The organism is Pantoea cypripedii, assembly GCF_011395035.1.
Lineage (GTDB): Bacteria > Pseudomonadota > Gammaproteobacteria > Enterobacterales > Enterobacteriaceae > Pantoea > Pantoea cypripedii_A.
This window is the reverse complement of record NZ_CP024768.1, coordinates 1,525,313-1,547,994: the sequence shown is the minus strand read 5'-3', so window position 1 is coordinate 1,547,994 and position 22,682 is coordinate 1,525,313. Positions and strand designations below refer to the sequence as shown.

Below are 22,682 nucleotides of genomic sequence, written 5' to 3'. Positions count from 1 at the left end.
CACCTGATAGCGTAAAGATTGCGTTAGTCGGAACAGTCTTGCCGGTTAATCGTACTGTAACAATAAAAAAAGCCGCTATCGCGACACGATAGCGGCTTTTATCTCGCGGGCTTAATCAGCCTGCGCTCTTCATCAATGCTGCTGTAGTGCCAGTGGGTTTAACTTCAGCTTCTGATAGCTTTCCACCCACTGATGATATTTCTCACTACTTTCCCACAAGCGGGTATGGACGCGAGCCAGCACTACCGGATCGCTAATCAGCTGCAAGCGCTGTTCGCGATTCAGTTTTTCCGGTGCATCACTCAGCGCCTGATCCACACGACGATCGCGGGCATGATTGAGCAAGGTGCTATGCAAATGGCGTGAGGTCGCCATCGCCGTCGCCAGCGCGTTAAATGCCGGGTTAAACAGCGCATGCATAAAGCCGTTTTTCAGCGCACGTTCACGGTTCAATTGCAGGTAGCTATCGGTATCCACCAGCTCTTTCGGCGGATCGTACTCTTCCGGAATCAGGAACAGCTTCGCTCGCTTGCTTTTCAGACCGAGGGTCGCGCGGCTCGACATGACAGACACGAACGGCGACAGAATCAGTGAGAAAACAATCGGCGACAGCCACCACAGGAAGTTCAGATCCAGCAGGCCCATGCCCGCAGCCCAGACAATCCCCAGCAGCATCTGCGAACCGTGACGACGGAAAGCTTCGCTCCATGGTGTCGCATCATCGTCGCGCTGCGGTGAGTTCCACACCACTTCCCAGCCAAGGAACGCGCTGACCACAAACACGGTATGGAACAGCATGCGCACCGGTGCCAGCAGTACCGAGAACAGCATTTCCAGCAACAGCGAGAAAAACAGCCGCACTGCCCCGCCATACGGTTTTGCGCCTTTGAACCAAATCAGCACCACGCTGAGCAGTTTCGGCAGGAACAGCAGAACCAGCGTGGTGGAGAACAGCGCAATCGCCAGATCCGGACGCCACTGCGGCCACACCGGGAACAACTGCCGCGGCTGCAGGAAGTAGGTCGGTTCCATCAGCGTATGCACTACCTGCAAGGCGGTGGAGAGCGCCAGGAACATAAACCACAGCGGAGCCGAAAGATAGGACATCACCCCCGTCAGGAACACCGCACGGTGTACCGGGTGCATCCCTTTTACCAGGAACAGGCGGAAGTTCATCAGGTTACCGTGACACCAGCGGCGGTCACGCTTCAGCTCATCCAGCAGGTTCGGTGGCAACTCCTCGTAGGACCCAGGCAGATCGTAGGCGATCCACACGCCCCAACCGGCACGACGCATCAGCGCAGCTTCAACGAAGTCATGCGACAGAATCGAACCGGCAAAGGAGCCCTCGCCCGGCAACGGTGCCAGCGCACAGTGTTCAATAAAGGGTTTCACACGAATGATGGCGTTATGGCCCCAGTAGTGTGATTCCCCCAATTGCCAGAAGTGCAGGCCAGCGGTAAACAGCGGGCCGTAGACGCGGGTAGCAAACTGCTGACAGCGGGCATACAGCGTGTCCATACCCGAGGCTTTCGGTGATGACTGGATAATACCGGCCTTTGGATTCGCTTCCATCATGCGCACCAGACCCGTGAGACACTCACCGCTCATCACGCTGTCAGCGTCCAGCACTACCATATAGCTGTAGTTGCTGCCCCAGCGACGACAGAAGTCATCGATGTTGCCGCTCTTACGTTTCACACGACGGCGACGGCGACGATAGAAAATCTTGCCCGCGCCACCCACATCACGCACCAGCTCCATCCAGGCTTTCTGTTCGGCGATGGCAATATCGGCATCGTAACTGTCGCTGAGGATGTAAACGTCAAAGTGTTCCGCATTGCCGGTACGCTTGACCGATTCCCAGGTCGCACGCAGGCCCGCGAAAACACGTTCCACGTCTTCATTACAAATCGGCATAATCAGCGCGGTGCGATGCTCCGGATTTAGCGGTTCATCGCCTGACGTTGAGTAAGAGATGCTGTACTTATCACGGCCAATCAGCAACTGCAGGAAGCCCATCAACGCGGTCCAGAAACCGGCGGAGACCCAGCAGAACAAAATGGCGAACAGGAACAGAATACCGGTCTGCAAAATGTACGGCAGAATCAGCTCCACCGACTGCAACCAGTTCTGGTTGAACAGCTCCATGGGATCGAGCAGTGTCCAGCCCTGGTACGGCAAAATGGTTTTCATGTACCAGGTCGCGATCACCGTTTGCAACAGCGTCAGAATCAGCAGGACGTAACGACGCATCGAGCCCACGTGACGCCACTTCTCTTCCACTTTCTGTTCTTCGTCCGCGGTGGAGCGCGGCGCAGACTTACGCCCACGCATCGAATCCCAGGCACGGGCAATCGGGTTGGTACGCCAGGCTTCCGGGAACATCAGCGAACGCTTCACCTTCGGCATCGCCTTCAGAATGGTGCGGTCGAGATAATCCTTGCCCAGCTGCTGACCATCAGCCAGCGAATCTGGCCAGGCCATCTGCACACGGGACGACACCGATTTTAACGGGGCATCATCCAGGCGCTCACTGGCGGCAACATCATGCCCCAGTGACGTATGAATAGCGTGGAACGCCTGGGCATTTTGTAGCGATGCGCTCAGGCGGGCGCGCTCTGCCGCATCAAGCGGCAGAGCTTCCACGTAAGATTGAGGTGTAAAAGTCGAGTTATTCATTGGCTGGTAACTGATAGCTCCAGGTTTCCGTCAATGTCTTGTCACCGCTAACCAGCGCCGCACGCATTTCCGTCGGCTGCTTGTTATCTTTCACGCGCAGACGCAATACCAGACGCCAGCCTTTGGTCACCGGGTTGTAACGCACGCTCTGCTCAACCACCTCGGCGTTATTACCCACGCTGACCTGTGGGGCAACCTGCGTATTTTCCGGCAGTTTGCTCATTGCTCTGCCGACAAAGTCAACAGTAAAGGCGATGCTGCCATCTGGCTGGCGCACAAGATTGGACTGCTTCACATCACCCGCAGAGCGCAGGGTATCTTTCACCCAGGCAACATCATCGGAATGCAGCAGGTTTTCGTCACGGGTAAAGTGCAGACGATACTGGAAGCTCATCTCTTTACCCGGTTCAGCCAGTTTTTCCGGCGTCCAGAAAGCCACGATATTGTCGTTGGTTTCATCGGCGGTGGGGATCTCCACCAGCTCGACATGGCCTTTGCCCCAGTCACCTAACGGCTCTACCCAGCCGCTCGGGCGCAGGTCATAGCGGTCATCAAGATCCTGATAGTGGCTGAAATCGCGGCCACGTTGCAGCAAACCAAAACCTTTCGGGCTTTCGATGGTGAAGGTGCTCACCGCCAGATGTTTCGGGTTATTCAGCGGACGCCAAATCCACTCGCCGTTACCGGCATGGATGGAAAGTCCATTGGAATCATGCAATTCCTGACGGAAATTGCTGACCGGCGACGGCTGATTTGCGCCAAACAGGAACATGCTGGTCAGCGGAGCGACACCCAGTTTGCCGACGTTGTCACGCAGATAAATTTTTGACTGCACATCAACGGTGGACTCTTTACCCGGACGCACCACAAAACGGTACGCACCTGAGGCGCGCGGTGAATCCAGCAATGCATAGATCACCAGTTGCTTGTCCTGCGGTTTTGGTCGCTCGATCCAGAACTCTTTAAAGCGCGGGAACTCTTCGCCCGATGGCAGAGCGGTATCAATCGCCAGACCACGCGCCGACAGACCATACACCTGGCCCGCCCCGATCACGCGGAAGTAGCTGGCACCGAGGAAACTGGTGATCTCGTCGTTTTTACCCTTTTCGTTCAGCGGATAAAGTACTTTAAATCCGGCAAAACCAAGGTTTTTCACCGCGTCAGCGTCATGCTTGACGTTGCCGAAGTTGAAATAGTCCGGGTTGTACTTGATTTCACGCACCGTATTGGCCGTTACTTCGTTGATTTTCACCGGTGTATCGAAATACATACCCTGGTGATAAAACTCCAGTTTGAACGGTGTACGCAATTTGCCCCAGTAAGCTTTATCGTGGTTAAACTGGATCTGCTGATAATCAGCATATTTCATTTCACGAAACTGAGAGGGTAAGTTGCTCTTAGGCGCTTCAAAGCTTTTCCCTGCCAGGGCCTGAGCCTGTTTTGCTACATCATCAAGGTTGAACGCCCAGCTATTATTTGCGTACAACGCCAGCAGAACTGCTGCACCAACCCAGCGCATCTTCATCAGTCCGGCCTTATTTTTCACTATATTCAGCACATCCCCCCCTTTCGTGTGCTTAGATCAAACCCGCATATCTTAAAGGATTATTCGTTTTTCCGACAGCGTATGTAAACGAATGTTCCCTCTATTTGTAAGTCGAAAATGCGCTTTTAGGATTATTAAACGATACAGAATCTACTGATAGTATACCCTGTTTACAGCCGGTAGAATTTTACTCCGGCATAATCCGGTTTCAGGGCGAAGCCGGCCAGGACTCAGACAATTGGATGCTTATGACTGCAGCAAAATCCGAACGCGAATATTTTCTCGATTCGATTCGAGCTTATTTAATGTTATTGGGCGTGCCTTTCCACGTTTCCCTGATTTACTCCACACAAAGATGGTCAGTAAATAGCCAGGATGCCTCGATGTGGCTGACGGTGTTGAATGATTTTATTCACGCCTTCCGCATGCAGGTGTTCTTCGTCATCTCCGGCTATTTTTCCTACATGCTTTATCTGCGCTATCAGCCACAGCGCTGGTTAAAGGTCCGCCTGGAGCGCGTGGGTATTCCGCTGCTGACCGCCGTGCCGCTCATCACTTTGCCGCAGTTTTTTATGCTAAAAAATCTTACGGATAAAGTAGGAGATTGGGACAGCTTCACCCTGTATCAGAAATACAATGCGCTGGTGTGGGACCTGATTTCCCATCTGTGGTTTCTGGTGGTGTTGGTGATCCTCACCACGCTGGGAATGATCACCTTTCGCTGGCTGCGCAGCCAGCATCGTCAGATTGATTATACCCGCGTTGGCTGGGGCAAACTGACGCTGGTCCTGCTGGCATGGTCGCTGCTGTGGTGCGTGTTCCGTCGTCTCATTTTCACCTTCCAGCCCAACTGGCTGATGGATGGACTGTTCAGCACCGCCGTGATGCAAAGCCTGTTCTTCCTGCCGTTTTTTATGCTGGGCGCACTGAGCTGGAAACATCCGCCACTGAAGGCGTTGTTTGTCCGTTTTAATCCGGTGATGTGCTTTGGCGCGATTGCGGTATTTGTTGCCTATAGTCTGAACCAGCGCTTCAGCAGTGGCGATGGCTGGTTGTATGAAATCGACGACGTGATTTCAACCCTGATGGGCCTGTGCATGCTGAACGTGTGTTTCTGCTTCGGGCACAAGCTGCTGAACAGTCACTCACCACGCATCATGTATCTGGTGAATGCCTCACTGTTTATTTACCTGGTGCACCACCCGCTCACCCTGCTGTACGGCATTTTTATCACGCCGCTGATCAGCAACGATACCCTGGGTTTTTTCCTCGGCCTGTTGATGGTGTTTGGCGTGGCGTTTGCGTTGTATGAAATCCATCTGCGCATTCCGTTGTTGCGTTTCCTGTTCTCGGGGAAACCACAACGCAAATAGCCGCCGGGCCAGCTTAGCTGGCCCGTTTTATTTACAGCAACCACTCAATCGGCAAGCGCCATACCAGCCGCACCAGCAAACGCTGTACCCAGGTACATTGCGGCTCATGGATATGGACCACTTCGCCCGCCTCTGCCGGATATTCCACCCAGTTCACCCGCCCCCAGCCATCGAGACGTAAGGTCCAGGCACGATCGCGCATCCCCTGAATAAAGCGCTGATGGGTGCGCTGCGCCAGTTCGTCGCTTTCAATCACCAGCCCCATTTCGGTATTCAGCACCGCTGAACGCGGGTCGAAATTAAACGAGCCGATAAAAACTTTTCGATTATCCACGCTAAAGGTTTTGGCGTGCAGGCTGGAGCCAGAGTTACCGGTCAGCCCACGGTCGTGCGGTGCCTCGCTGGCATTGGCCTGCGGCTTCAGTTCGTACAAAGCAATGCCGTGACGCAGCAGCTTCTTGCGCCAGCGCGCATAACCGGCATGCACCACGCTGACATCATTGGCTGCCAGCGAATTGGTCAGCACGGCGATTTTGACCCCGCGTCGCTTCAACGCCAGCAACTGTGCCACCCCGGCACGCGTCGGCACGAAATAAGCCGAGATGATGTCAAATTGCTGTTGCGGCGTACCAATCACCTCCAGCATGCGCTGGGGTAACAGGGAAGACCGCTTCGCTTTACCCAGCCCTTTACGCGGATCATCGCTTAACAAACGCGTGGCCGCCCAGGTCATACTCAGCGTCCCTTCCGCCATCTGGCTGACAAAAGAGGATTGCTCCAGGCGGGCCATATAGCGCAGCACCGCTTCGCTGTGTTGCCAGGCGGTGGGCAGTCGTACCGCCTGGCGTCCATCGTGATCAACATCGACCACGCAATGCAGCGGTGACACCGCTTTGCTGTGCCAGTAACGCTCGAAATCATGCTCCACCTCCTGCACCACCGGCCCTATCGCCATCACGTCCAGATCGGTAAACAGCGGTTCATCGCCGGTGCCAAAATATTCATCGCCGATATTGCGCCCGCCGACCAGGGTCGCGGCACCATCTACCGTCAGGCTTTTATTGTGCATACGGCGATTCAGCCGGGCAAAGTCGGTCAGATAACCGAGCATGCGCAGCGTGCGAAAGGAAAAAGGATTGAACAACCGGACGGCGATATTGGGATGACGATCCAGCTCGGCGAGGGTCTCGTCCAGTCCGGGGGTATTGTTGTCATCCAGCAGCAGACGCACTTTGACACCGCGCTCTGCCGCGTCCAGCAAGGCGCTAAACAGCAGACGACCCGACATATCGTTATGCCAGATGTAATACTGCACATCCAGCGTGCGCCGGGCCATGCCCATCAGCAAATAACGGGCGGCAAAGGCGTCCAGTCCATCATTGAGCGGATGGATCCCACTCATGCCCGGATGTGACGCGCAGCGCGCATCCGTGATTTCATTCAGCCAGTTTTGGTCTTTTTCCGCAGAATGGCGTGGTGCGGCTTCGCTCATACAGGATCCCTGAAACTCATCATATTCTTATTGTTGGAGGTCGCACTGCGCATCGCAATCGGAGGCTTCCGGTAACAGTTGCTGGCCCGCTGTTAATTTAGTCTAGACTTAGCGAAACGTTCTGCATTCGGCGTGCCCCGTGAGGAGAGGAAAATGGCGCAACACCCCCTTGTTCCCCCGTCCCCGCGCTATCAGCCCCGGCTGTTTCGCAGTTTTTTTCAGGGCAGTTTTCCCTGTTCCAGCGCCCGTCGCGCCGGAGGGCGACGCCTGGATATGGTGATCAGCAGCGGCCATGACATGCTGCTGGAAAAAGATTATGCCGCACTCAAGCAGGAGGGACTGCTGACCGCGCGCGATGGCGCACGCTGGTATCTGATTGAAGCCACCCCAGGTGAATATGACTGGCGCTCCTTTCTGCCGATGGTACACGCCGCCGCGCGTCACGATCTGCAAATCATCTGGGAGCTGATGCATTTTGGTTATCCCGATCATCTCGATATCTTCCATGCCTCATTTGTCGATCATTTTGAACGCTTCGCCCGCGCGATGGCGCAACTGATGCGTAATGAGGGCGTGGAGCAGCCGTTCTTCACGCCCGTCAATCAGATCTCCTTCTGGTCGTGGGCCGGTGCAGATGTCGCATGGCTTAACCCCTACGCCAGCGATCGTGGTAAGGAGCTGAAGCGTCAGCTGGTGCGGGCTTCGCTGGCGGCAATGCATGCGATTCGCGAGGTCTATCCGCAGGCGCGTTTTGTGCTGACCGATCCGCTGGTGCAGGTGGCCACCAATCCCGCTAACCCGGATAGCAAACCCTATGCCGATGCGCAGCATCAGGCACAGTTCGAAGCCTGGGACTGGCTGGCCGGGCGCGATGCGCCGGAGCTGGGCGGCAGCGAAGATTTTCTTGATATCCTTGGCCTGAATTACTATCCGGATAACCACTGGTTTTTCCCGGGTGACCCATTACCCGATGACCATCCCTCACGCCTGCCGCTGCATCGCCTGTTGTTGCAATGCTGGCAGCGTTATCAGCGGCCGCTGCTGCTGGCAGAAACCGGCGCGGAGGGCGACGCGCGCGCACCCTGGCTGCGTCAGGTGTCTGAAGAAGCGATGCTGGCTCTGGAACAAGGGGTGGCGCTGGAAGGCATTTCGCTTTATCCGGTGGTGGAGTATCCGGCATGGGCTGATGATCGTCGTTCACCGGGGCCATTATTTGGTCTGGGGGATCCCAACGGCAATCGCACGCTACATGAGGCCTTAGCGCTGGAGTTACGTAGCCAGCAGATTAAGTGGCAAAAACGGCGGCAGGATTAAGATTGCTGGGTTTCGGCGTTTTTCGGACCGCAGGTTTGAACATCGAGAGAACGGTCAGCAGGATGGCGCACATCGGTGAGCCAGGTCATGGTGAACAGGAATACCACGCCAATCAGACAGGCCGAAAGCAGGCCAATTATGGCGATCAGTTTGTCATCTCTGGATTCCATCAACATCTCCTTGCAGGCTTCCGATACCCGTTGCAACAAGCCTTAGCTCATCCATAACGTCATCATCAGGACAAAGATTATAAGGGTAACCGAGGTCACTGCAAGTACCACAATGGCAAACTGCGCATCGTCGAGCGGCTGGCGCAAAGGTTCGTCGTGATCATCGGGTGGAGCAGGTGAACTCATGTGAACTCAATAGAAATAAAGGAAACCAGCAGCAACATTAACGCATCGAGTGTAATGGAAAGCGGCCAAAGATGAAGAATTATTTCCGCAGGAAATGACAACGGGGCGCAATCGCGCCCCGCTGAGAGATTAAAAGTCGTAGCTCATGCTGACTTTTAAGGTGCGCGGATCGCCCTGTGTCAGGTAAGTCCCTGAGTAGTCGATATTCGCCCAATACTTCTCGTTGGTGACGTTTTCCACCGCCACGCGCCAGACCACATCGTTCTGATTGATCTTCGTACGATAACGCAAACCCAGATCCAGCGTGGTGTAAGCCTCAATCCGTTTGGTGTTGGCGGAATCCGCCCATTGCGGGCCGGTATGGTTCAACAGCGCGGTCGCGGTCAGCCCCTCAACCGGCTTGATATCGTACTCTGCGCCCAGCGCATAGTTATAACGCGGCACGCCGATGGCCTGTTTGCCGTCGTACTGGCCTTTTGCCGTTTTCACCATTTCCGGATTAATCCAGGTGGCGCTGGCATTCAGACGGAAGCCAAGTACCGGTTCACCAAATACATTCAGCTCCGCACCACGGTGACGCTGTTCGCCATTCATGGCATAGACATTGTTGCTGTCGAGAATGCCCGATGGCTGTTTGATCTCAAACAGCGCCAGGGTGCCCCCTACGCGGCCAAAGTCACCTTTGACACCGATTTCATTCTGCTTCGAATGCGCAATACCGGTCACCGCACCGTAGTTAACCGCGCTGGTCGGTGCCGTTGAGCCAGGCTGCAACGCTTCGGTGTGGTTGGCATACAGGGAAATCGACTGCCAGGGTTTGTACACGATGCCGTAAGTAGGCATCCAGCGGCTTTCGGTATAACGCGAGCTGACGTCTTCCGCCTGGGTGTTGTAGTTGTAGTTACGCACCCAGACTTTCTGATTGCGCGCCCCGAGCGTCAACAACAGGGTGTCGTCGAATGCGCCCAGCGTGTCGCTCAACAGATAGCCCTGGGTGCGGGTGCGGGCCGTGGTTTTCGGATCGTAGAATTCGCCACCCGCGTAGGTGGGCGTCGGTCGCGCCACATCAACCGGATCGTAAATGTTGTAGGTGTAACCTGACAACGACATGCGATAGGCGTTTTTCGCGTTGGTGGTCAGCGCAGAATAGCCCAGGTTGACCTTATGCGAGATCGGTCCGGTATCGAAATTGCCACGCACGCCCAGCATGCCGCTCATGTTGTCCTGACTGCGGTTGGTTTCGAAGGTGTTGATCGACACATCACCGGCGGTATTCAGCAGTTTTGGCGTGGCATAGTTACCGATTTCATGGGCATGCTGGGCACCCAGTGCCGCATACGCAGTCCAGCTATCGGTGAGGTCATACTCTGCTTTTGCCATGCCCCATTCGTTTTCAATATTGCTGAACACCCAGGGCTGGCTGTAATTGGTGGAGTTAGAAGGCACCGCCGGCAACGAGTCTACACCGCTGATATTGACGCCCATACGACCATCGTGGAACGTTTTTTTCTGGTAGCCGAAATCCAGCGAGGTACGCAAACGCTCACCACGATAATCCAGTCCAATAGACGCCGCTGTGGTGCGTTTCTTCTCGCCATCAACGCCAGTCTCACCTTCGCGGTTAACCGCGTTAAATCGCACGCCGAACTGGTTGTTATCACCAAAACGGCGGCCAATATCGAGGCTACCACCCACCTGCGAGGAGGACGTGTAGTCAACACCGACACGGGTCAGCGGGGTATCATCCGCATGTTTCGGTTCCAGGTTGATCAGGCCACCGACACCGGTGCTGGCTGCGCCGTTCAGCAGGCCGTTAGCCCCTTTGAAGATTTCAACGCGATCAATCAGGGAAGCATCCATCACCTGACGCGGCACTACGCCGGGTAAACCGCTAAACGTCATATCATCGCCATCGAGGCGGAAACCACGAATACGATAACTTTCCGCGAAGTTGCCGTAGCCTTTGACGTTTTGCACCGTGGCATCATTACGGATAACGTCGGCAATGGTTTTTGCCTGTTGATCCTGAATCGCTTTGGAGGTGAAGCCAATCACGTTGAATGGCACATCCATCGCGTTCTGCTCACCCAGCATGCCAAGACGGCCGCCGTGCGCGATCTGTCCATCAAGATAGGCCGGAACTAAATCGTTCCCGCCAGGTTTGAAGTCATTCTGCGGTGTCGCCACCACGGTCAGCGTCTTCTGTTCTTTTTTCGCCGCATCTGCGGTGGTGTTGGTGGTAGCAGCCATCACTGGCAAACAACCGGCGCTGACCATTACAGCCAGCAGCGTCGGTTTCAGTCCGGGATTGAAAGGCGTTTTGCGCATGGATATCCCCTAATGCAAAGCAAACTGATAATCATTATTATTGCGGTTTGCGATTATGCGGACAGCAGCGCTGAATGCAAGAAAATTCCTGGCATTTCTTTACAAATTCCAGACATGGGGGAAGGTTTATTGCGCGGGGGTCCAGCAGCGTGCCCGCCAGTGCGCGATAAATCGTGCCGCTACGCTGCTGTGCGATTTGTAGCGGCGCAATTTATTGCGCGGGGTTTTCGGTTATCCATCCTGCCAGCGGCGAAACACCAGCGAAGTGTTAATGCCACCAAAAGCAAAATTGTTCGACTGGATATACTCAGTCTCGATATGGCGCACGCCACCCATGATGTAATCCAGCTCGCCACATTCTGCGGCAGGCTGCGTCAGATTCAACGTCGGAGCGAACCAGCCTTCACGCATCATCTCAATACTCATCCATGCCTCCAGCGAACCGCAGGCACCGAGTGTATGGCCGAAGTAACTTTTTAATGATGAGATCGGCGTGCTGGCACCGAACACCGCCGCCGTGGCCTGGCTTTCGGCAATATCGCCGCGATCGGTAGCCGTACCGTGTGCATTAATATAGCCAATCTGATCCGGCGTTAGCCCGGCGCTTTGCAGGGCACGTTCAATGCAAACCTGCATGGTTTCCTGCTGCGGTTGGGTGATATGGGCCGCATCACAATTGGTATGAAAACCCACCAGCTCGGCATAAATGGTGGCACCCCGTACCTGGGCATGGTGCAGTGATTCCAGAATCAGCGTGCCCGCCCCCTCGCCAATCACCAGCCCATCACGCTGTTGATCGAACGGTGCGGGTGTGGCGTGCGGCGCGTCATTGCGCTGGCTGGTGGCAAACAGCGTATCGAATACCGCCGCTTCCGATGGACAGAGTTCCTCCGCCCCACCCGCCACCATCACCGTCTGATAACCGTGACGAATCGCTTCCCATGCATAACCAATCGCCTGGCTGCCCGAAGTACAGGCGCTTGAGGTGGGGATCACCCGTCCACGTAAACCAAAAAACAGCCCAGCGTTGACTGCCGTGGTGTGCGGCATCATCTGCACATAGGTGGTGCCAGTGATATTGTTGGTGTGTTTTTCCGTCAGCATGGTGGCAAATTCGCTGACCGGACCGGTGCTCCCCGTTGAGGAGCCGTAAGCAATGCCGGTTTCACCATGGGTGAGCACCGGATGCCCGATCAACCCCGCCTGCTCCAGCGCCAGCTCGGTGGCACGCGTCGCCAGCAGCGACACCCGTCCCATGGCGCGGATACGCTTGCGGGTGTAGTGCTCAGGCAAGGTAAAATCATCCACCGGCGCGCCCAGCAAGGTATGCAGACCAGCATACACCTGCCATTCCGGCATATGGCGCACCGCGTTTTTGCCTTGCTTCAGGCGCGCGGCCACCGCAGGCCAGCTCTCACCAAAGGCGGTGACACCGCCCATTCCGGTTACCACCACACGCTGAATCACAGCATACCCCCATTGATTGAAATCACCTGCCGCGTGACATAACCCGCAATGTCCGACATCAGGTAACTCGCCAGCCCGGCCACTTCTTCCGCTGCCCCCATGCGCTTCATCGGAATCAGTTTCAGCGCTTCATCAATCACCTGCGATTCCAGCCCGGCCATAGCGGTAGCGATCAGTCCCGGCGCGATGCAGTTAACGGTAATTTTGCGTTTCGCCAGCTCAATCGCCAGCGCTTTGGTGGCACCGATAATGCCCGCTTTCGCCGCGCTATAATTGACCTGGCCGCGATTGCCCATGATGCCGGAGACCGACGATAGCGTGACAATCCGTCCTCCCTGGCGCAGCCCAATCATCGGCATCACACAAGGCTGGATGACGTTATAAAAGCTGTCGAGATTGGTGTGAATCACGCTGTCCCACTCGTCATCCTTGAGTGCCGGGAATGCCGCATCCCGGGTGATCCCGGCATTGCTGACCACGCCATAGTAAGCACCATGGGTGGCGATATCCTGCTCCAGCGCATCTCGTGTCGCCACACGCTGCGCCACATCAAACTGCAATGTCCGGCCGGAACCACCCGCTGCGATAATCTGTTCCAGCGTTTGCCTTGCACCGCTGGCATCACGGTGATAATGCACCACCACATGGAAACCATCCTGAGCCAGACGCCATGCAATGGCTTGTCCGATTCCCTTGCTCGCCCCGGTCACTAATACGCTACGCATTATGACGTTCTCCTTGTGCTAATAATGGTTGTAATTCGTCATCATCCGGCTGCCAGGTGTTGAGCCGGCCACTGGCCAGGCATCGATCTCCATGGCGGATTTCCCCTTCAAAACTGCCGAGACGCGCATCGCGCATCAGCAAATGCATCATCACCTGCAAGTTCGCGCCTGCCGGGAAGGTTGCCGCCGCCACGCGATAGCCACGTCCGCCCAGCAGCATGCCGGGGCGAATCTGCGTCACCCCCTGCTCCCTGGCGTGAAACCCCGACCACACCCCCACCGTCTGCGCCATAATCTCCACGCCGAACCAGGCGGGCAGCTCTCCCTGTGGGGTCAGAAACGGGCCCAGTACGCCCTCAGGGTCCACCGACACCAGGCAGATCACGCTATCTGCGGTGACGTTGATGACGCGCTCCAACAGCAACATTGGCGCGCGATGCGGCAAATACGCCTCTGGCGGTAAAAAATCAGCCATCGATTCGTCCTGTAATCAGGCAGGTATTATTCCCGCCAAAAGCAAAAGAGTTGGAGGCGATCACCGGCCGCACCAGCGGGGTCGGCACGCTAATCAAGCCGCAGTCCGGCAGCGAGGGATCGCGTTCGGCCTGCGAAAAATCCTGCCCCGGCAGCGGTAAATGCTGCTCCAGCAGCAACAACGACAGCGCCGCTTCCGTGGCACCGGCCGCACCCAATGTGTGGCCGGTAAGATGTTTGGTAGAACTGCAGGGAACACCATCACCAAACAGACGATGCACCACCGCCGCCTCCACCTGGTCGTTAAGCGGCGTGGCGGTGCCATGCAGGTTGATATAACCGACCTGTTCAGGGGCTAAACCCGCCTGCTGCAAGGCCATGACCATCGCGCGCTCCGCCCCGCTCCCTTCCGGATGCGGGGCCGACATATGCCAGGCATCCGATGATTCCCCCACCCCCAGCAATGCCAGCGGCTGAGGCTCCCGCGTCAGCAGCAGCAGCGCTGCCGCTTCTCCAATCGAGATCCCATCACGATCGCGGCTGAACGGTGCGCATTGCTGTTCCGATAACGACTCAAGGCTGGCAAATCCATTAATTGGCATACGGCTGAGCGAGTCGGCTCCGCCTACCAGCGCCACATCCGCCAGACCGGCGGCAATCAGGCGTGCACCGCTGATAATCGCCCGGGCGCTGGAAGAACAGGCGGTGGAAAGGGTATAGGCCGGGCCATCCAGTTGCAGATACGCGGCCAGAAAGCGCGAGGGATCGCCCAGCTCCTGCATCCGGTAGTCATAACCGTCTAAGCCCGCGTTAACCTGACGATCGCCTTCATCCACGCCCGAGGTGCTGGTGCCAAGGATCACCGCCACCCGGTCGCGGCCATACTGCGCAACCGCGGCCTCCAGCGCCGGATGAATTTGTGCCAGCGCCGCCAGTAGCAGCCGGTTATTGCGGGTATTGTGCGCCGCCAGCGCTTGCGGGATGACGGGCAGCTCGCCCTGCACCGCCCCCAGCCAGCAACGTTTACCTGCCTGCAGCCAGCCGTCGCGCGGCTGCATCCCTGGCGCTTCGCCCAGCTGCAATTGCGCAGCGATCTGCGCATGGCTGTTGCCCAGCGCATTGACCATGCCGTAAGCCGAGATATAAATCATGATGCGTCCAGGGTTTGAATCTGAATCAGATAACCAAAAGCACGCTGTTCGATGCTGATGGGGTCACGTTGCTTGCCACGCTGGATGTAATGAATCAACGTCACCACTGTGCCGGAGGGATCGCGCAGCTCACGCCGATCGCCAATATCCTGCAACTGCCAGCCGCTGGGTAACTGCGGCAGCCAGGCGCTAATCGGCCAGTGGCTGAGCATGACATCGGCCAGTACCTGGCTGGCTGGCGGCATCTCCGGTAACGCCATCATTTGTTGAGTATGGATGCCACTGGCGTCGTAAGTGACGCTGAATAGCCGGATACCGAGTGACGACAATCCGGCAAGGCTGATGTGCTGCCCATCCGCCGCCAGCAACACCAGCAGCGATTGCGTTTTACCTTTAGTATGGCCGGTTAATAGCTGTTGCTGCTGAAACGCCGGGGAAATGCCCGGCACGGGCAACGTGACACGCACGCCCGGTTTAAGCCAGGCAGTTGGCCGGTTGGGTTGTGTCGTCTGCTGCGCACACCCGCCGATCAACAGGCTAAACAGCAGCAAAATCAGGCTTTTCTTTATCATGGTTTTCTTTTCCCTGCGGCCAGCGGGGCCAGCAAAAATGCGCAGAAGATGCCGCTGCACAACACGGTGCCAAAGCTGCTGATGGCCGCTGTGCTGCTGAACACCAGCATGCCCAGCGTCAGCAGCGTGGTCATCATCGCCAGCGTAACCGCCAGCATCGAGGTCAGCGGCGTACCGCGTGGGTTGCTGAAAAACAGCGTGTAATTGATACCTATCCCCAGCACCAGAATCAGCGCCAGTAAGGCAAAAAGGTTGAGCGTGGCACCAATCCAGCCAAGCGTAGCCAGTGCTGCCGCCAGCGATAGCCAGGAAGGCAGCGCGCTACGCAGGCCCGCTTTCAGCCCAAGCCGGATCAGATAGCTCAGGGTAATCAGCAGCAGCGCCAGCGCCAGCAAGCCACTCAGCAGGGTGCGCCAGAAGGCAAACAGCTGATCATAACTGGCTTTGCGATCAACCCAGCTGACCCCCTGCTGCTGCTGCGCCAGTTGCTGGAGCGCGCCGCTGTTGCGCACGCCTGACACCGGCACCAGCACGCTGCTGCGACCATCCGGCAGCGACAGCCACAGCAAACGCCAGCCCTCGCTGAGCGGACTTGCCAGCCAGTCGTCCGGTGTCACCGGCATGGCGCGCAGATCGGCCTGCGCCGGGGTGACGCCCGCCTGTTGCAGCCGCGCCGCTATCGCCGGGGCCGCCTGTTGCAACAACCTCACATCCTGTTGCTGCTGCGCCAGCGAGTTGAGCGGCAGCAGGCGATAACCGGACAGTTCGCCGCGTTGCTGCGCCTGTTGCAGCCTGGGTGCCAGCGCACTCAGGCGTTGCAGGGTTTGCTGGGCATTATCGCCCCACACCACAAACCAGGTCTGATCGGCTTGCTGGCCGGTGAGTTGTGCCAGCTGTCGATCCTGCGCCAGCAACTGCGCCGGAGCGCTTTGCAGATGCGCAATATTATCGTCCACCCGCAGTTGCAGTATGCCGGTCAGCGCATAAATCGCCACCAGCGCAGGCAGTCCCCATATCAATCCGCGATTACGCCGCCACGCCGCCAGCCAGCGCGCCAGCCACACCATACCCGGTATCGGGCGCACCGGCAGACCACGTACCAGCCACGGATAAAAACAGATCACTGTCAGGCAGGATGCGCTCAGTCCACTGGCGGCAAACACCGCCAGCTGACGCAGGCCAGGAAAGGGGGCCAGCAGCATCAGTAGCCAGGCAATGGCGGTGGTGGCAAGCGCCAGCAGCAGCGTAGCGCGCACCTTCGCCAGGCTTTGCCACGGTGTGGCCCGATCGCCATGCACCATGCGTTCGGTGAGGTAGTAAAGGGTGTAATCCGCTGAGATCCCGACGATGCTCAGGCTCATCACCAACGTCGTCAGATGCAGTTCGCCGAAGCACAACAAGGTCGCTACCGTGCCCGCCATCGCGCCAATCGCCACCGACAGCGCGCACAAGGCCAGCGGGCGCAGTGAGCGGAATACCAGCCAAATCAGCAGCAACAATCCTCCCAGCGTGACGCTGCCGAGGGTCTCCACATCATGTTGTGCGCGCTGGCTGGCATCATTGCTGAACAACACCGTGCCGCGTGTCAGCAACCGGGCATGCGGCCAGCGCGTTGTCAGCTGTTGTTCCAGCTGCTGCAACGCCGCGACCAGTTGCTGGCTTTGCTGGATGCTGAAAGCATTGCTCGCCAGCTCGCCATGCAGGAAGTACCAGCGACGCTGCTGCGCGTCATTCACCGTCAGCCAGCCATTACGCAACACCATTTTGCTGGCGTTTTGCTGCAAGGCCAGCTGCGCCCCACGCACCAGCAGCAGCGGATCATGTTGTAATTCCTGGCTGCTGACGCCAGCAAAGGCGGAAAACAGCTGCGCCAGAATCCAGTCAGCCTGAGCTGTGCCACTATTTTGCAGACGCGCTCGCGTGGACTCGTCGATCAAGCCATTACGATGCTGCCAGGCAAAACTCCCCCAGCGTTGCATCTGCTGATCGTCCATCGCGCCGCTAACCTGAGCAAGCAGAGGTAACGCCTGCAATTTCGCCTGCCACCAGGCTGCGGCTGCCTCGCCATCCTCGCCGTCGGTGCTGACCAGCCACACCAGTTGCCGATCAAGACGCTGCATAAACGCCTGCTGGATCTCTGCCGGGGCCTGGCCAAGATTCTGCTGCGGCAGCAGCGCCAGCACGCTGCTATTGATCTGGCTGCGCGGTAACAACAGCGCCAGTGCCATCGCCAGCAACAGACACACCGCCAGCCACAGCAGCGCCAGGTTTCTTTCACTGTGCCGCCGCAAAACGTGCGCGCTCCTCATCGGTCAGATGGCCGGGTTCGGTACGGGTAGCGCTCAGGGTGATTTCTGTCTTATCTCCCTGCCTGTCATCGAGACGGATCTGGTTAAGAAACGCGCCCCCCTGTAATTCGATGCGGTTAAAAATTTTATTCAGCGGTGCCGCTTTCGGTATCAGACCGAGCTGCCAGTTATCTTTCCCCTGCGCCTGAAATTCGAGGGTGAAATTCTCCCGCAGCACTTTCTCATCCGCCTGGAATAACGCGCGCAGCAGATGGTTAAACTGGAACATCTGCGGATTACTGTCGGCGGTGATCACCTGGGGCGGCTGGCCGCTGATGCTTTGTACCATGCGTCGATCATCCAGCAGCAGGGTCATGGGGAAAGGGGTGTTCTGCTGCCACCACAGCCCCTGTTGCTGTGCAATCAGCAATTGCCCGCGTGACACCAGGGGTTGCGCCATACCGGCAATGGTACGGACCTGGACGAAGTTGGCGCGGATCACCGGCTGGCTGGCAAAGCGCTGTTGCAGCTGGTCCAGCGTCACCGCACCGACGCTGGCACTGCACAGCAGCAACATGGCGATCAAAAAACGTTTCAAGGTTGTACTCCCAGGCGTGCAAACAAAATGGCAGGCGAGACGAAACACATCTCCTGCGTGGTCTGATCCACCGCCACCTGAATGGTGTGCGCTTTGGTGGTGACCTGCCCAAGCGCATTACGAATGATGTAATCAATGCGCAGGCGGTTCTCATATTCTGCAATGGTGGCGCTGATGCGAATGACCTCTTCACAACGGATTGGCTGACGATATTTCACCCGCGCATCCACCACCGGCCAGACATAGCCGCTGGCCGCCATTTCGCTGTAGCTGTAATTCACGCTGCGCAGCAGTGCCTCACGCGCTGCCTCAAAAAAGCGGAAATAGTGGCCATGCCACACCACCCCCATCGGATCACAGTCGTTAAACGACACCACCCTCTCCACCTCGGCGCGGTGTTCTGCCTCACTCATCGCGGTTCTCCTCAGCCGGTAATGCCCAAAAATCGTAAAAATTAAACCAGTCCAGCGGTGCCCGCAGCGCATAATGCTGCAAGCGCCGGGCATAGCGATCCACCGCCTGTTGCAAGGCCTGCTGGCGGGTAGCACGCGGCAGACTCAAGGGGGAAGCGAAGGCTTCGCAATGCACTTGCAATCGGCCCTGCTCACGCAAGGCAAACATCAGCAGCACCGGGCAACGCAAGGCGGCGGCCAGTAAAAATGGTCCCTGTGGAAAGGGGGCGGGCTGGCCGAGAAAGTCACTCCACACCACACGCCGCTCGCCACCGCGCTGGCGATGCACGGCGGTGCGATCGCCAACAATAGCCACCCATTCCCCCGCATCCAGTTTCTGTTGCAGCAGAATCGCGGTGTCTGGCCCGATATCCGTAACCGGCATCAGATTGACCCCCGCCTGCGGTGCAATGCTTTCCAGCACTTGCCGAAAGCGCTGAGCATTGTCAGTAAACACCAGCGCATTGATCACCAGGCCACTCACCTGCTTCGCCATCGCGCGGCAGGCTTCGATATCGCCGAGGTGTGAAGCGAGGATCAGATGACCCCGGCCTTCAGCCGCGCGGATCACCGCTTCAGTGCCGGGAGCAAAATCGATATCGCGTCCCCAGCGCAGATCACCACGCCAGCTCGCGACCTTATCCAGCATGCTGTAGCCAAAACGCAGGAAGTGACGGTAGCTATTGAGCGGCACTGGCAATGTCTGTTTTTGCTGCTGCGCACAGTGTTGCACCCGCGCCAGCCACTGCTGCGATGCCGCGCGCGCACGCCGTCCGCTGAGCCAGTACACGGCCACCACCGGCCATAACAGCAACACAAATGGCAGCCGCCCGGCGCGTCGATAAAGCCACAGCATAAAACGCAGCCCCCACTGCCCGCGACGTTCCGGCGTTGACGACCAGTGGCGCGCTTCTCCACGCTGACGCAGCAACTGTGGCATACGCGGCAACATGCCGAAGAACAGGCGAGTGTGCATCCACGAAATACGCAGGTTGTCGCGCAGGGTATCAAAATGCGAGACACCGCTCGGCGGATAGGTGACGCGCGTCGTCAGGAAGCGGCTCGGTGTGCCCTGCCAGTAGAGACGCACCATGATTTCGGTATCAAAATCCATGCGCTGCCCCAGCGGCTGGCGATCGCATAAGGCCAGCGATGGCTCCAGCGGATAGACACGAAATCCACACATGCTGTCTTTCAGTGACAAAGAAAGCGTTTCAATCCACACCCAGAAGTGGGTGATGTAGCGACCATACAGACGCGATTTGGGAATCGAGGCATCGTAAAGCGGTTGCCCGGAAATCAGGCTGTGTGGATGGCGACGTGCTTCATCAAGCATCCGTGGCGTATCTTCCACCTGGTGCTGACCATCAGCGTCCAGTTGCAGCGCATGGCTGTACCCCGCCGCCGCCGCCGCACGCATTCCGGCGATCACCGCCGCGCCCTTGCCCTGATTTTCGGCTAAGCGATGAATACGCAGCTGCGGGGCCTTGAGCGCGTCGATTTGCTGCCGGGTCTGCGCATCGCTACCGTCATCAACGATGATGATCGGCAAATTAAACGGCGCAAGGCGTTGCAGCACCGACGCCAGCATCGCACCGTGGTTATAACAGGGGATCAACACGCAGGGGGCGAATGGCGCATTCAGCACAGGCGGATCTTCCCACTGCTGGCGACTGGCGTCGCGTCGTCAGATAACAGCCGATACTGAAAGCTGAGCACCGATTTCTCAGGCTGCCAGTCAATTCGCAACTCCAGCTCGGCATCCGGCAGCACCGGCTGCTGAAATTTTATGTTCTCAATCGACGCAAACGCTTTTCCGGGTACCAGCCGCGTCAGACCGTAGTACAGCACCCAATCGAGTTGCGCTACGCCGGGCAAAATCGGCAGGGTGGGAAAATGACCGCGAAACCACAGCAAATCGGCAGCCACATGCAGACGCAACGTCAGCATCGTAGCCTGCTGCTGAGCATCAAGTTCAACCGGCAACATGAAAAAGCTCCTCAATTTGCGGCCAGGCGCGCTTACTTTGCGCGGTAACCGGGATGGTGGTCACCACCCGCCAGTAACGTGGCATGGCGACCGATTCCAGCCAGGGTTGCAGCGCCTGTTTCCATTGTTGTTTACGTTGCGCCAGCGTGGCCGGATCCAGCGGTTGATCTAAGGCCAGAACCACGCCAATCGCCTGGCGTCCGTGGCGCTGAATCACCAGCGCGGCGGCATCGGCAATCTCCGGCAGGGCCAGCAAACGACGTTCAATCTCGCTGAGCGACACGCGTTTATCTTCAATCTTCACCACACGATCCTGTCGCCCCGCCAGCTGAAAATGGCCGGATGCCAGTGGTACCAGGTTGTCATCCAGCAACCAGCCCTCGGCCCGCTCCAGCAGCGGCGAGAAGACACGCCAGCGCGCATCATCCTGCTGCTGCAGGCGCACCGGCGGAAAACATTGCCAGGGTGCCTGTTCCGTACTCAGCTCACGCCAGGCGATGACACCGGTTTCCGTGCTGCCATAGATTTCATCCACCGGGCAGCCCAGACGCTGTTGCGTGTGACGGGCATCAGACCAGGGTAATGCGCCACCCGCAGAGATAATCAGCGCACAGCGCGGCAAATTGAGTGACGGGTCGAGGCGACGTAAAAAGGCCGGGCTGCTGATAAAAGCGTAGCGATGCGCCGGGGCAAGGTCCGCCAGTTGTTCGCTGTACAACAGTTGCTGCGCAGCAAAAGGTAAACCGAGCGCCATCGGCAGCACCACGCGAAACGTCAGGCCATACAGATGCTGATGGCTGACGGAGGCAACCACATGGCAGAGCCGCAGTCGATCGCCCCAGAGCGTCGCCAGCCACTGCGCTTCGGTGTCCAGCGCCCGGATTGATTTCACCACGCGACGTGGGGTGCCGGTCGATCCGGAGGTAAACAGCACCAGCGAGGCATCCGCAGCGAGGTCTGCCAGTTCAGCATCAGCCTCCGCACCATCCCAAAGCAGATGCGGCAGGGTCAGGGCCAGCGGCATATCGCTGATCACCCCGTCAAAACAGCCCGTCATCTCCGCCAGTTGCGCCGCGCGACAATGGCCTGGGATGACCGGCGTTTTCCCCGCATACCACACCGCCAACAGCGCGACGGTGAAGTGATAACTGTTGTCAAAGCACAGCGCCCACTGCTGGCCTGGCTGGGCCCGCAGCCGCATACACAACGCCATCACCTGCCGCTGCAGCGTGACTAAGCGATAGGGTTGCGCGCCCTGCCAGGCAACGAGGCGATCCTCCGCGCGCAGCCAATGCGCGATGGCCTGTGCTTTCATGCCTGTTTCCTCACCCGCTGACGCAGCAGCCATTCGCCAGCCATCAACGATCCCATCAGCAAATAACTGATGCAGCCGTTCCACAACGTCCAGATCCGCAGATCCGCCAGCAGGCAGGTCATCAACGCCACGCCGCCATTGAAAATAAAAAAGCCGCACCACACCTGAGTCACCCGTCGGGTGTAGCGCACTGCCCGCGCCGGGAGCTGCGGTTCACGCAGGCGCGCAATGCGCTCAACCAGCGGCATTCCCCGCCACAACGATGACGCAAACAGCAGCAACAGCAGCGCGTTAACCACTACCGGATACCACAACAACAGATGCTGCCCGCGTAACCACCAACTGGCGAGGCATAGCACGCTGCCGATCAGCGCCATCCATAATCCGCTCCGCGCCATCGCACCCTGCGCATGGCGCAGGCTCCAGCCGCGCAGCACAAACAGCAGTGCCAGCAGCAACAGCAGCAGACGCCATTGCGGATACGTCAGCGCCAGCCACACCAAAAATGGCCAGGCCAGTAGCGCCATGACATTCAGCAAACGCAGTGCCGCTCGCATGTC

The 22,682-nt window shown here is 57.8% G+C and carries 20 protein-coding genes; 2 read left to right on the top strand and 18 right to left on the bottom strand.

Features of this window, described 5'->3' with window-relative positions:
- Positions 1-132 precede the first annotated feature (132 nt).
- Together mdoH and CUN67_RS07145 are read right to left on the bottom strand one after the other, a co-directional pair.
- On the bottom strand, positions 133-2,682 hold the full coding sequence (gene mdoH, locus CUN67_RS07150) for a glucans biosynthesis glucosyltransferase MdoH (RefSeq protein ID WP_208714607.1): 2,550 nt from the start codon (positions 2,680-2,682) through the stop codon (positions 133-135).
- Complete coding sequence (locus tag CUN67_RS07145) at positions 2,675-4,210, bottom strand: glucan biosynthesis protein G (protein WP_208717094.1); 1,536 nt, start codon at positions 4,208-4,210, stop codon at positions 2,675-2,677. The genes mdoH and CUN67_RS07145 overlap by 8 nt, the downstream gene beginning before the upstream one ends.
- A 266-nt stretch (positions 4,211-4,476) precedes the next feature.
- On the opposite strand from CUN67_RS07145, the gene mdoC reads away from it, so the two are divergent.
- The gene (mdoC, locus tag CUN67_RS07140) at positions 4,477-5,601 is read left to right on the top strand and encodes a glucans biosynthesis protein MdoC (RefSeq protein WP_208714606.1); all 1,125 of its coding nucleotides are present in this window, start codon (positions 4,477-4,479) and stop codon (positions 5,599-5,601) included.
- A 31-nt stretch (positions 5,602-5,632) separates the two neighbouring features.
- On the opposite strand, the gene CUN67_RS07135 is transcribed toward mdoC, so the two are convergent.
- Positions 5,633-7,093: a phospholipase D family protein gene (locus CUN67_RS07135; RefSeq protein WP_302882401.1), complete on the bottom strand. Its 1,461-nt coding sequence runs from the start codon at positions 7,091-7,093 to the stop codon at positions 5,633-5,635.
- Between the two features lie 153 nt (positions 7,094-7,246).
- Between CUN67_RS07135 and CUN67_RS07130 the strand changes: the two genes are divergently transcribed.
- Complete coding sequence (locus CUN67_RS07130) at positions 7,247-8,407, top strand: beta-glucosidase (RefSeq protein ID WP_208714605.1); 1,161 nt, start codon at positions 7,247-7,249, stop codon at positions 8,405-8,407.
- Here the strand turns inward: CUN67_RS07130 and CUN67_RS07125 are convergent.
- The 15 genes from CUN67_RS07125 to CUN67_RS07055 all read right to left on the bottom strand — a co-directional run bounded on the left by CUN67_RS07125 (position 8,404) and on the right by CUN67_RS07055 (position 22,679).
- Complete coding sequence (locus CUN67_RS07125) at positions 8,404-8,577, bottom strand: hypothetical protein (protein WP_167379240.1); 174 nt, start codon at positions 8,575-8,577, stop codon at positions 8,404-8,406. The two genes, CUN67_RS07130 and CUN67_RS07125, sit on opposite strands and share 4 nt — an antisense overlap.
- A gap of 42 nt (positions 8,578-8,619) precedes the next feature.
- The gene (locus CUN67_RS07120; protein ID WP_013508612.1) at positions 8,620-8,763 is read right to left on the bottom strand and encodes a hypothetical protein; all 144 of its coding nucleotides are present in this window, start codon (positions 8,761-8,763) and stop codon (positions 8,620-8,622) included.
- A 129-nt stretch (positions 8,764-8,892) separates the two neighbouring features.
- Positions 8,893-11,091, bottom strand: coding sequence for a TonB-dependent receptor (locus CUN67_RS07115; protein WP_208714604.1), 2,199 nt, complete (start codon positions 11,089-11,091; stop codon positions 8,893-8,895).
- 231 nt (positions 11,092-11,322) lie between these two features.
- On the bottom strand, positions 11,323-12,558 hold the full coding sequence (locus CUN67_RS07110; protein WP_208714603.1) for a beta-ketoacyl-ACP synthase: 1,236 nt from the start codon (positions 12,556-12,558) through the stop codon (positions 11,323-11,325).
- A complete protein-coding gene (locus tag CUN67_RS07105; RefSeq protein WP_208717092.1) occupies positions 12,555-13,286 on the bottom strand; it encodes a 3-ketoacyl-ACP reductase FabG2 in 732 nt (243 codons plus the stop codon). The genes CUN67_RS07110 and CUN67_RS07105 overlap by 4 nt, the downstream gene beginning before the upstream one ends.
- Positions 13,276-13,758: an ApeP family dehydratase gene (locus tag CUN67_RS07100; RefSeq protein WP_208714602.1), complete on the bottom strand. Its 483-nt coding sequence runs from the start codon at positions 13,756-13,758 to the stop codon at positions 13,276-13,278. Before CUN67_RS07100 ends, CUN67_RS07105 begins: the two co-directional genes overlap by 11 nt.
- On the bottom strand, positions 13,751-14,908 hold the full coding sequence (locus CUN67_RS07095) for a beta-ketoacyl-[acyl-carrier-protein] synthase family protein (RefSeq protein ID WP_208714601.1): 1,158 nt from the start codon (positions 14,906-14,908) through the stop codon (positions 13,751-13,753). The genes CUN67_RS07100 and CUN67_RS07095 overlap by 8 nt, the downstream gene beginning before the upstream one ends.
- Complete coding sequence (locus CUN67_RS07090) at positions 14,905-15,480, bottom strand: DUF3261 domain-containing protein (RefSeq protein ID WP_208714600.1); 576 nt, start codon at positions 15,478-15,480, stop codon at positions 14,905-14,907. Before CUN67_RS07090 ends, CUN67_RS07095 begins: the two co-directional genes overlap by 4 nt.
- On the bottom strand, positions 15,477-17,789 hold the full coding sequence (locus tag CUN67_RS07085) for an MMPL family transporter (RefSeq protein ID WP_208714599.1): 2,313 nt from the start codon (positions 17,787-17,789) through the stop codon (positions 15,477-15,479). Before CUN67_RS07085 ends, CUN67_RS07090 begins: the two co-directional genes overlap by 4 nt.
- The gene (locus CUN67_RS07080; protein WP_208717091.1) at positions 17,755-18,345 is read right to left on the bottom strand and encodes an outer membrane lipoprotein carrier protein LolA; all 591 of its coding nucleotides are present in this window, start codon (positions 18,343-18,345) and stop codon (positions 17,755-17,757) included. Before CUN67_RS07080 ends, CUN67_RS07085 begins: the two co-directional genes overlap by 35 nt.
- A gap of 17 nt (positions 18,346-18,362) precedes the next feature.
- Entirely contained in the window at positions 18,363-18,779 is a 417-nt protein-coding gene (locus CUN67_RS07075; protein ID WP_208714598.1) for an acyl-CoA thioesterase, read from the bottom strand.
- Positions 18,772-20,466: a glycosyltransferase family 2 protein gene (locus CUN67_RS07070; RefSeq protein WP_208714597.1), complete on the bottom strand. Its 1,695-nt coding sequence runs from the start codon at positions 20,464-20,466 to the stop codon at positions 18,772-18,774. Before CUN67_RS07070 ends, CUN67_RS07075 begins: the two co-directional genes overlap by 8 nt.
- The gene (locus tag CUN67_RS07065; protein ID WP_208714596.1) at positions 20,460-20,807 is read right to left on the bottom strand and encodes a 3-hydroxyacyl-ACP dehydratase FabZ family protein; all 348 of its coding nucleotides are present in this window, start codon (positions 20,805-20,807) and stop codon (positions 20,460-20,462) included. Before CUN67_RS07065 ends, CUN67_RS07070 begins: the two co-directional genes overlap by 7 nt.
- Positions 20,794-22,122, bottom strand: a complete 1,329-nt coding sequence (locus CUN67_RS07060; RefSeq protein ID WP_208714595.1) for an AMP-binding protein — start codon at positions 22,120-22,122, stop codon at positions 20,794-20,796. The genes CUN67_RS07065 and CUN67_RS07060 overlap by 14 nt, the downstream gene beginning before the upstream one ends.
- Positions 22,119-22,679: a hypothetical protein gene (locus tag CUN67_RS07055; protein WP_208714594.1), complete on the bottom strand. Its 561-nt coding sequence runs from the start codon at positions 22,677-22,679 to the stop codon at positions 22,119-22,121. Before CUN67_RS07055 ends, CUN67_RS07060 begins: the two co-directional genes overlap by 4 nt.
- Positions 22,680-22,682: the final 3 nt, after the last annotated feature.

Excerpts from the sequence above, each read along its gene's own strand:
- mdoH (WP_208714607.1), bottom strand. The coding sequence starts at position 2,682 with ATGAATAACTCGACTTTTACACCTCAATCTTACGTGGAAGCTCTGCCG.
- mdoC (WP_208714606.1), top strand. The coding sequence starts at position 4,477 with ATGACTGCAGCAAAATCCGAACGCGAATATTTTCTCGATTCGATTCGA.
- CUN67_RS07135 (WP_302882401.1), bottom strand. The coding sequence starts at position 7,093 with ATGAGCGAAGCCGCACCACGCCATTCTGCGGAAAAAGACCAAAACTGG.
- CUN67_RS07130 (WP_208714605.1), top strand. The coding sequence starts at position 7,247 with ATGGCGCAACACCCCCTTGTTCCCCCGTCCCCGCGCTATCAGCCCCGG.
- CUN67_RS07125 (WP_167379240.1), bottom strand. The coding sequence starts at position 8,577 with ATGGAATCCAGAGATGACAAACTGATCGCCATAATTGGCCTGCTTTCG.
- CUN67_RS07120 (WP_013508612.1), bottom strand. The coding sequence starts at position 8,763 with ATGAGTTCACCTGCTCCACCCGATGATCACGACGAACCTTTGCGCCAG.
- CUN67_RS07115 (WP_208714604.1), bottom strand. The coding sequence starts at position 11,091 with ATGCGCAAAACGCCTTTCAATCCCGGACTGAAACCGACGCTGCTGGCT.
- CUN67_RS07100 (WP_208714602.1), bottom strand. The coding sequence starts at position 13,758 with ATGGCTGATTTTTTACCGCCAGAGGCGTATTTGCCGCATCGCGCGCCA.
- CUN67_RS07095 (WP_208714601.1), bottom strand. The coding sequence starts at position 14,908 with ATGATTTATATCTCGGCTTACGGCATGGTCAATGCGCTGGGCAACAGC.
- CUN67_RS07090 (WP_208714600.1), bottom strand. The coding sequence starts at position 15,480 with ATGATAAAGAAAAGCCTGATTTTGCTGCTGTTTAGCCTGTTGATCGGC.
- CUN67_RS07085 (WP_208714599.1), bottom strand. The coding sequence starts at position 17,789 with ATGAGGAGCGCGCACGTTTTGCGGCGGCACAGTGAAAGAAACCTGGCG.
- CUN67_RS07080 (WP_208717091.1), bottom strand. The coding sequence starts at position 18,345 with ATGTTGCTGCTGTGCAGTGCCAGCGTCGGTGCGGTGACGCTGGACCAG.
- CUN67_RS07075 (WP_208714598.1), bottom strand. The coding sequence starts at position 18,779 with ATGAGTGAGGCAGAACACCGCGCCGAGGTGGAGAGGGTGGTGTCGTTT.
- CUN67_RS07065 (WP_208714596.1), bottom strand. The coding sequence starts at position 20,807 with ATGTTGCCGGTTGAACTTGATGCTCAGCAGCAGGCTACGATGCTGACG.
- CUN67_RS07060 (WP_208714595.1), bottom strand. The coding sequence starts at position 22,122 with ATGAAAGCACAGGCCATCGCGCATTGGCTGCGCGCGGAGGATCGCCTC.
- CUN67_RS07055 (WP_208714594.1), bottom strand. The coding sequence starts at position 22,679 with ATGCGAGCGGCACTGCGTTTGCTGAATGTCATGGCGCTACTGGCCTGG.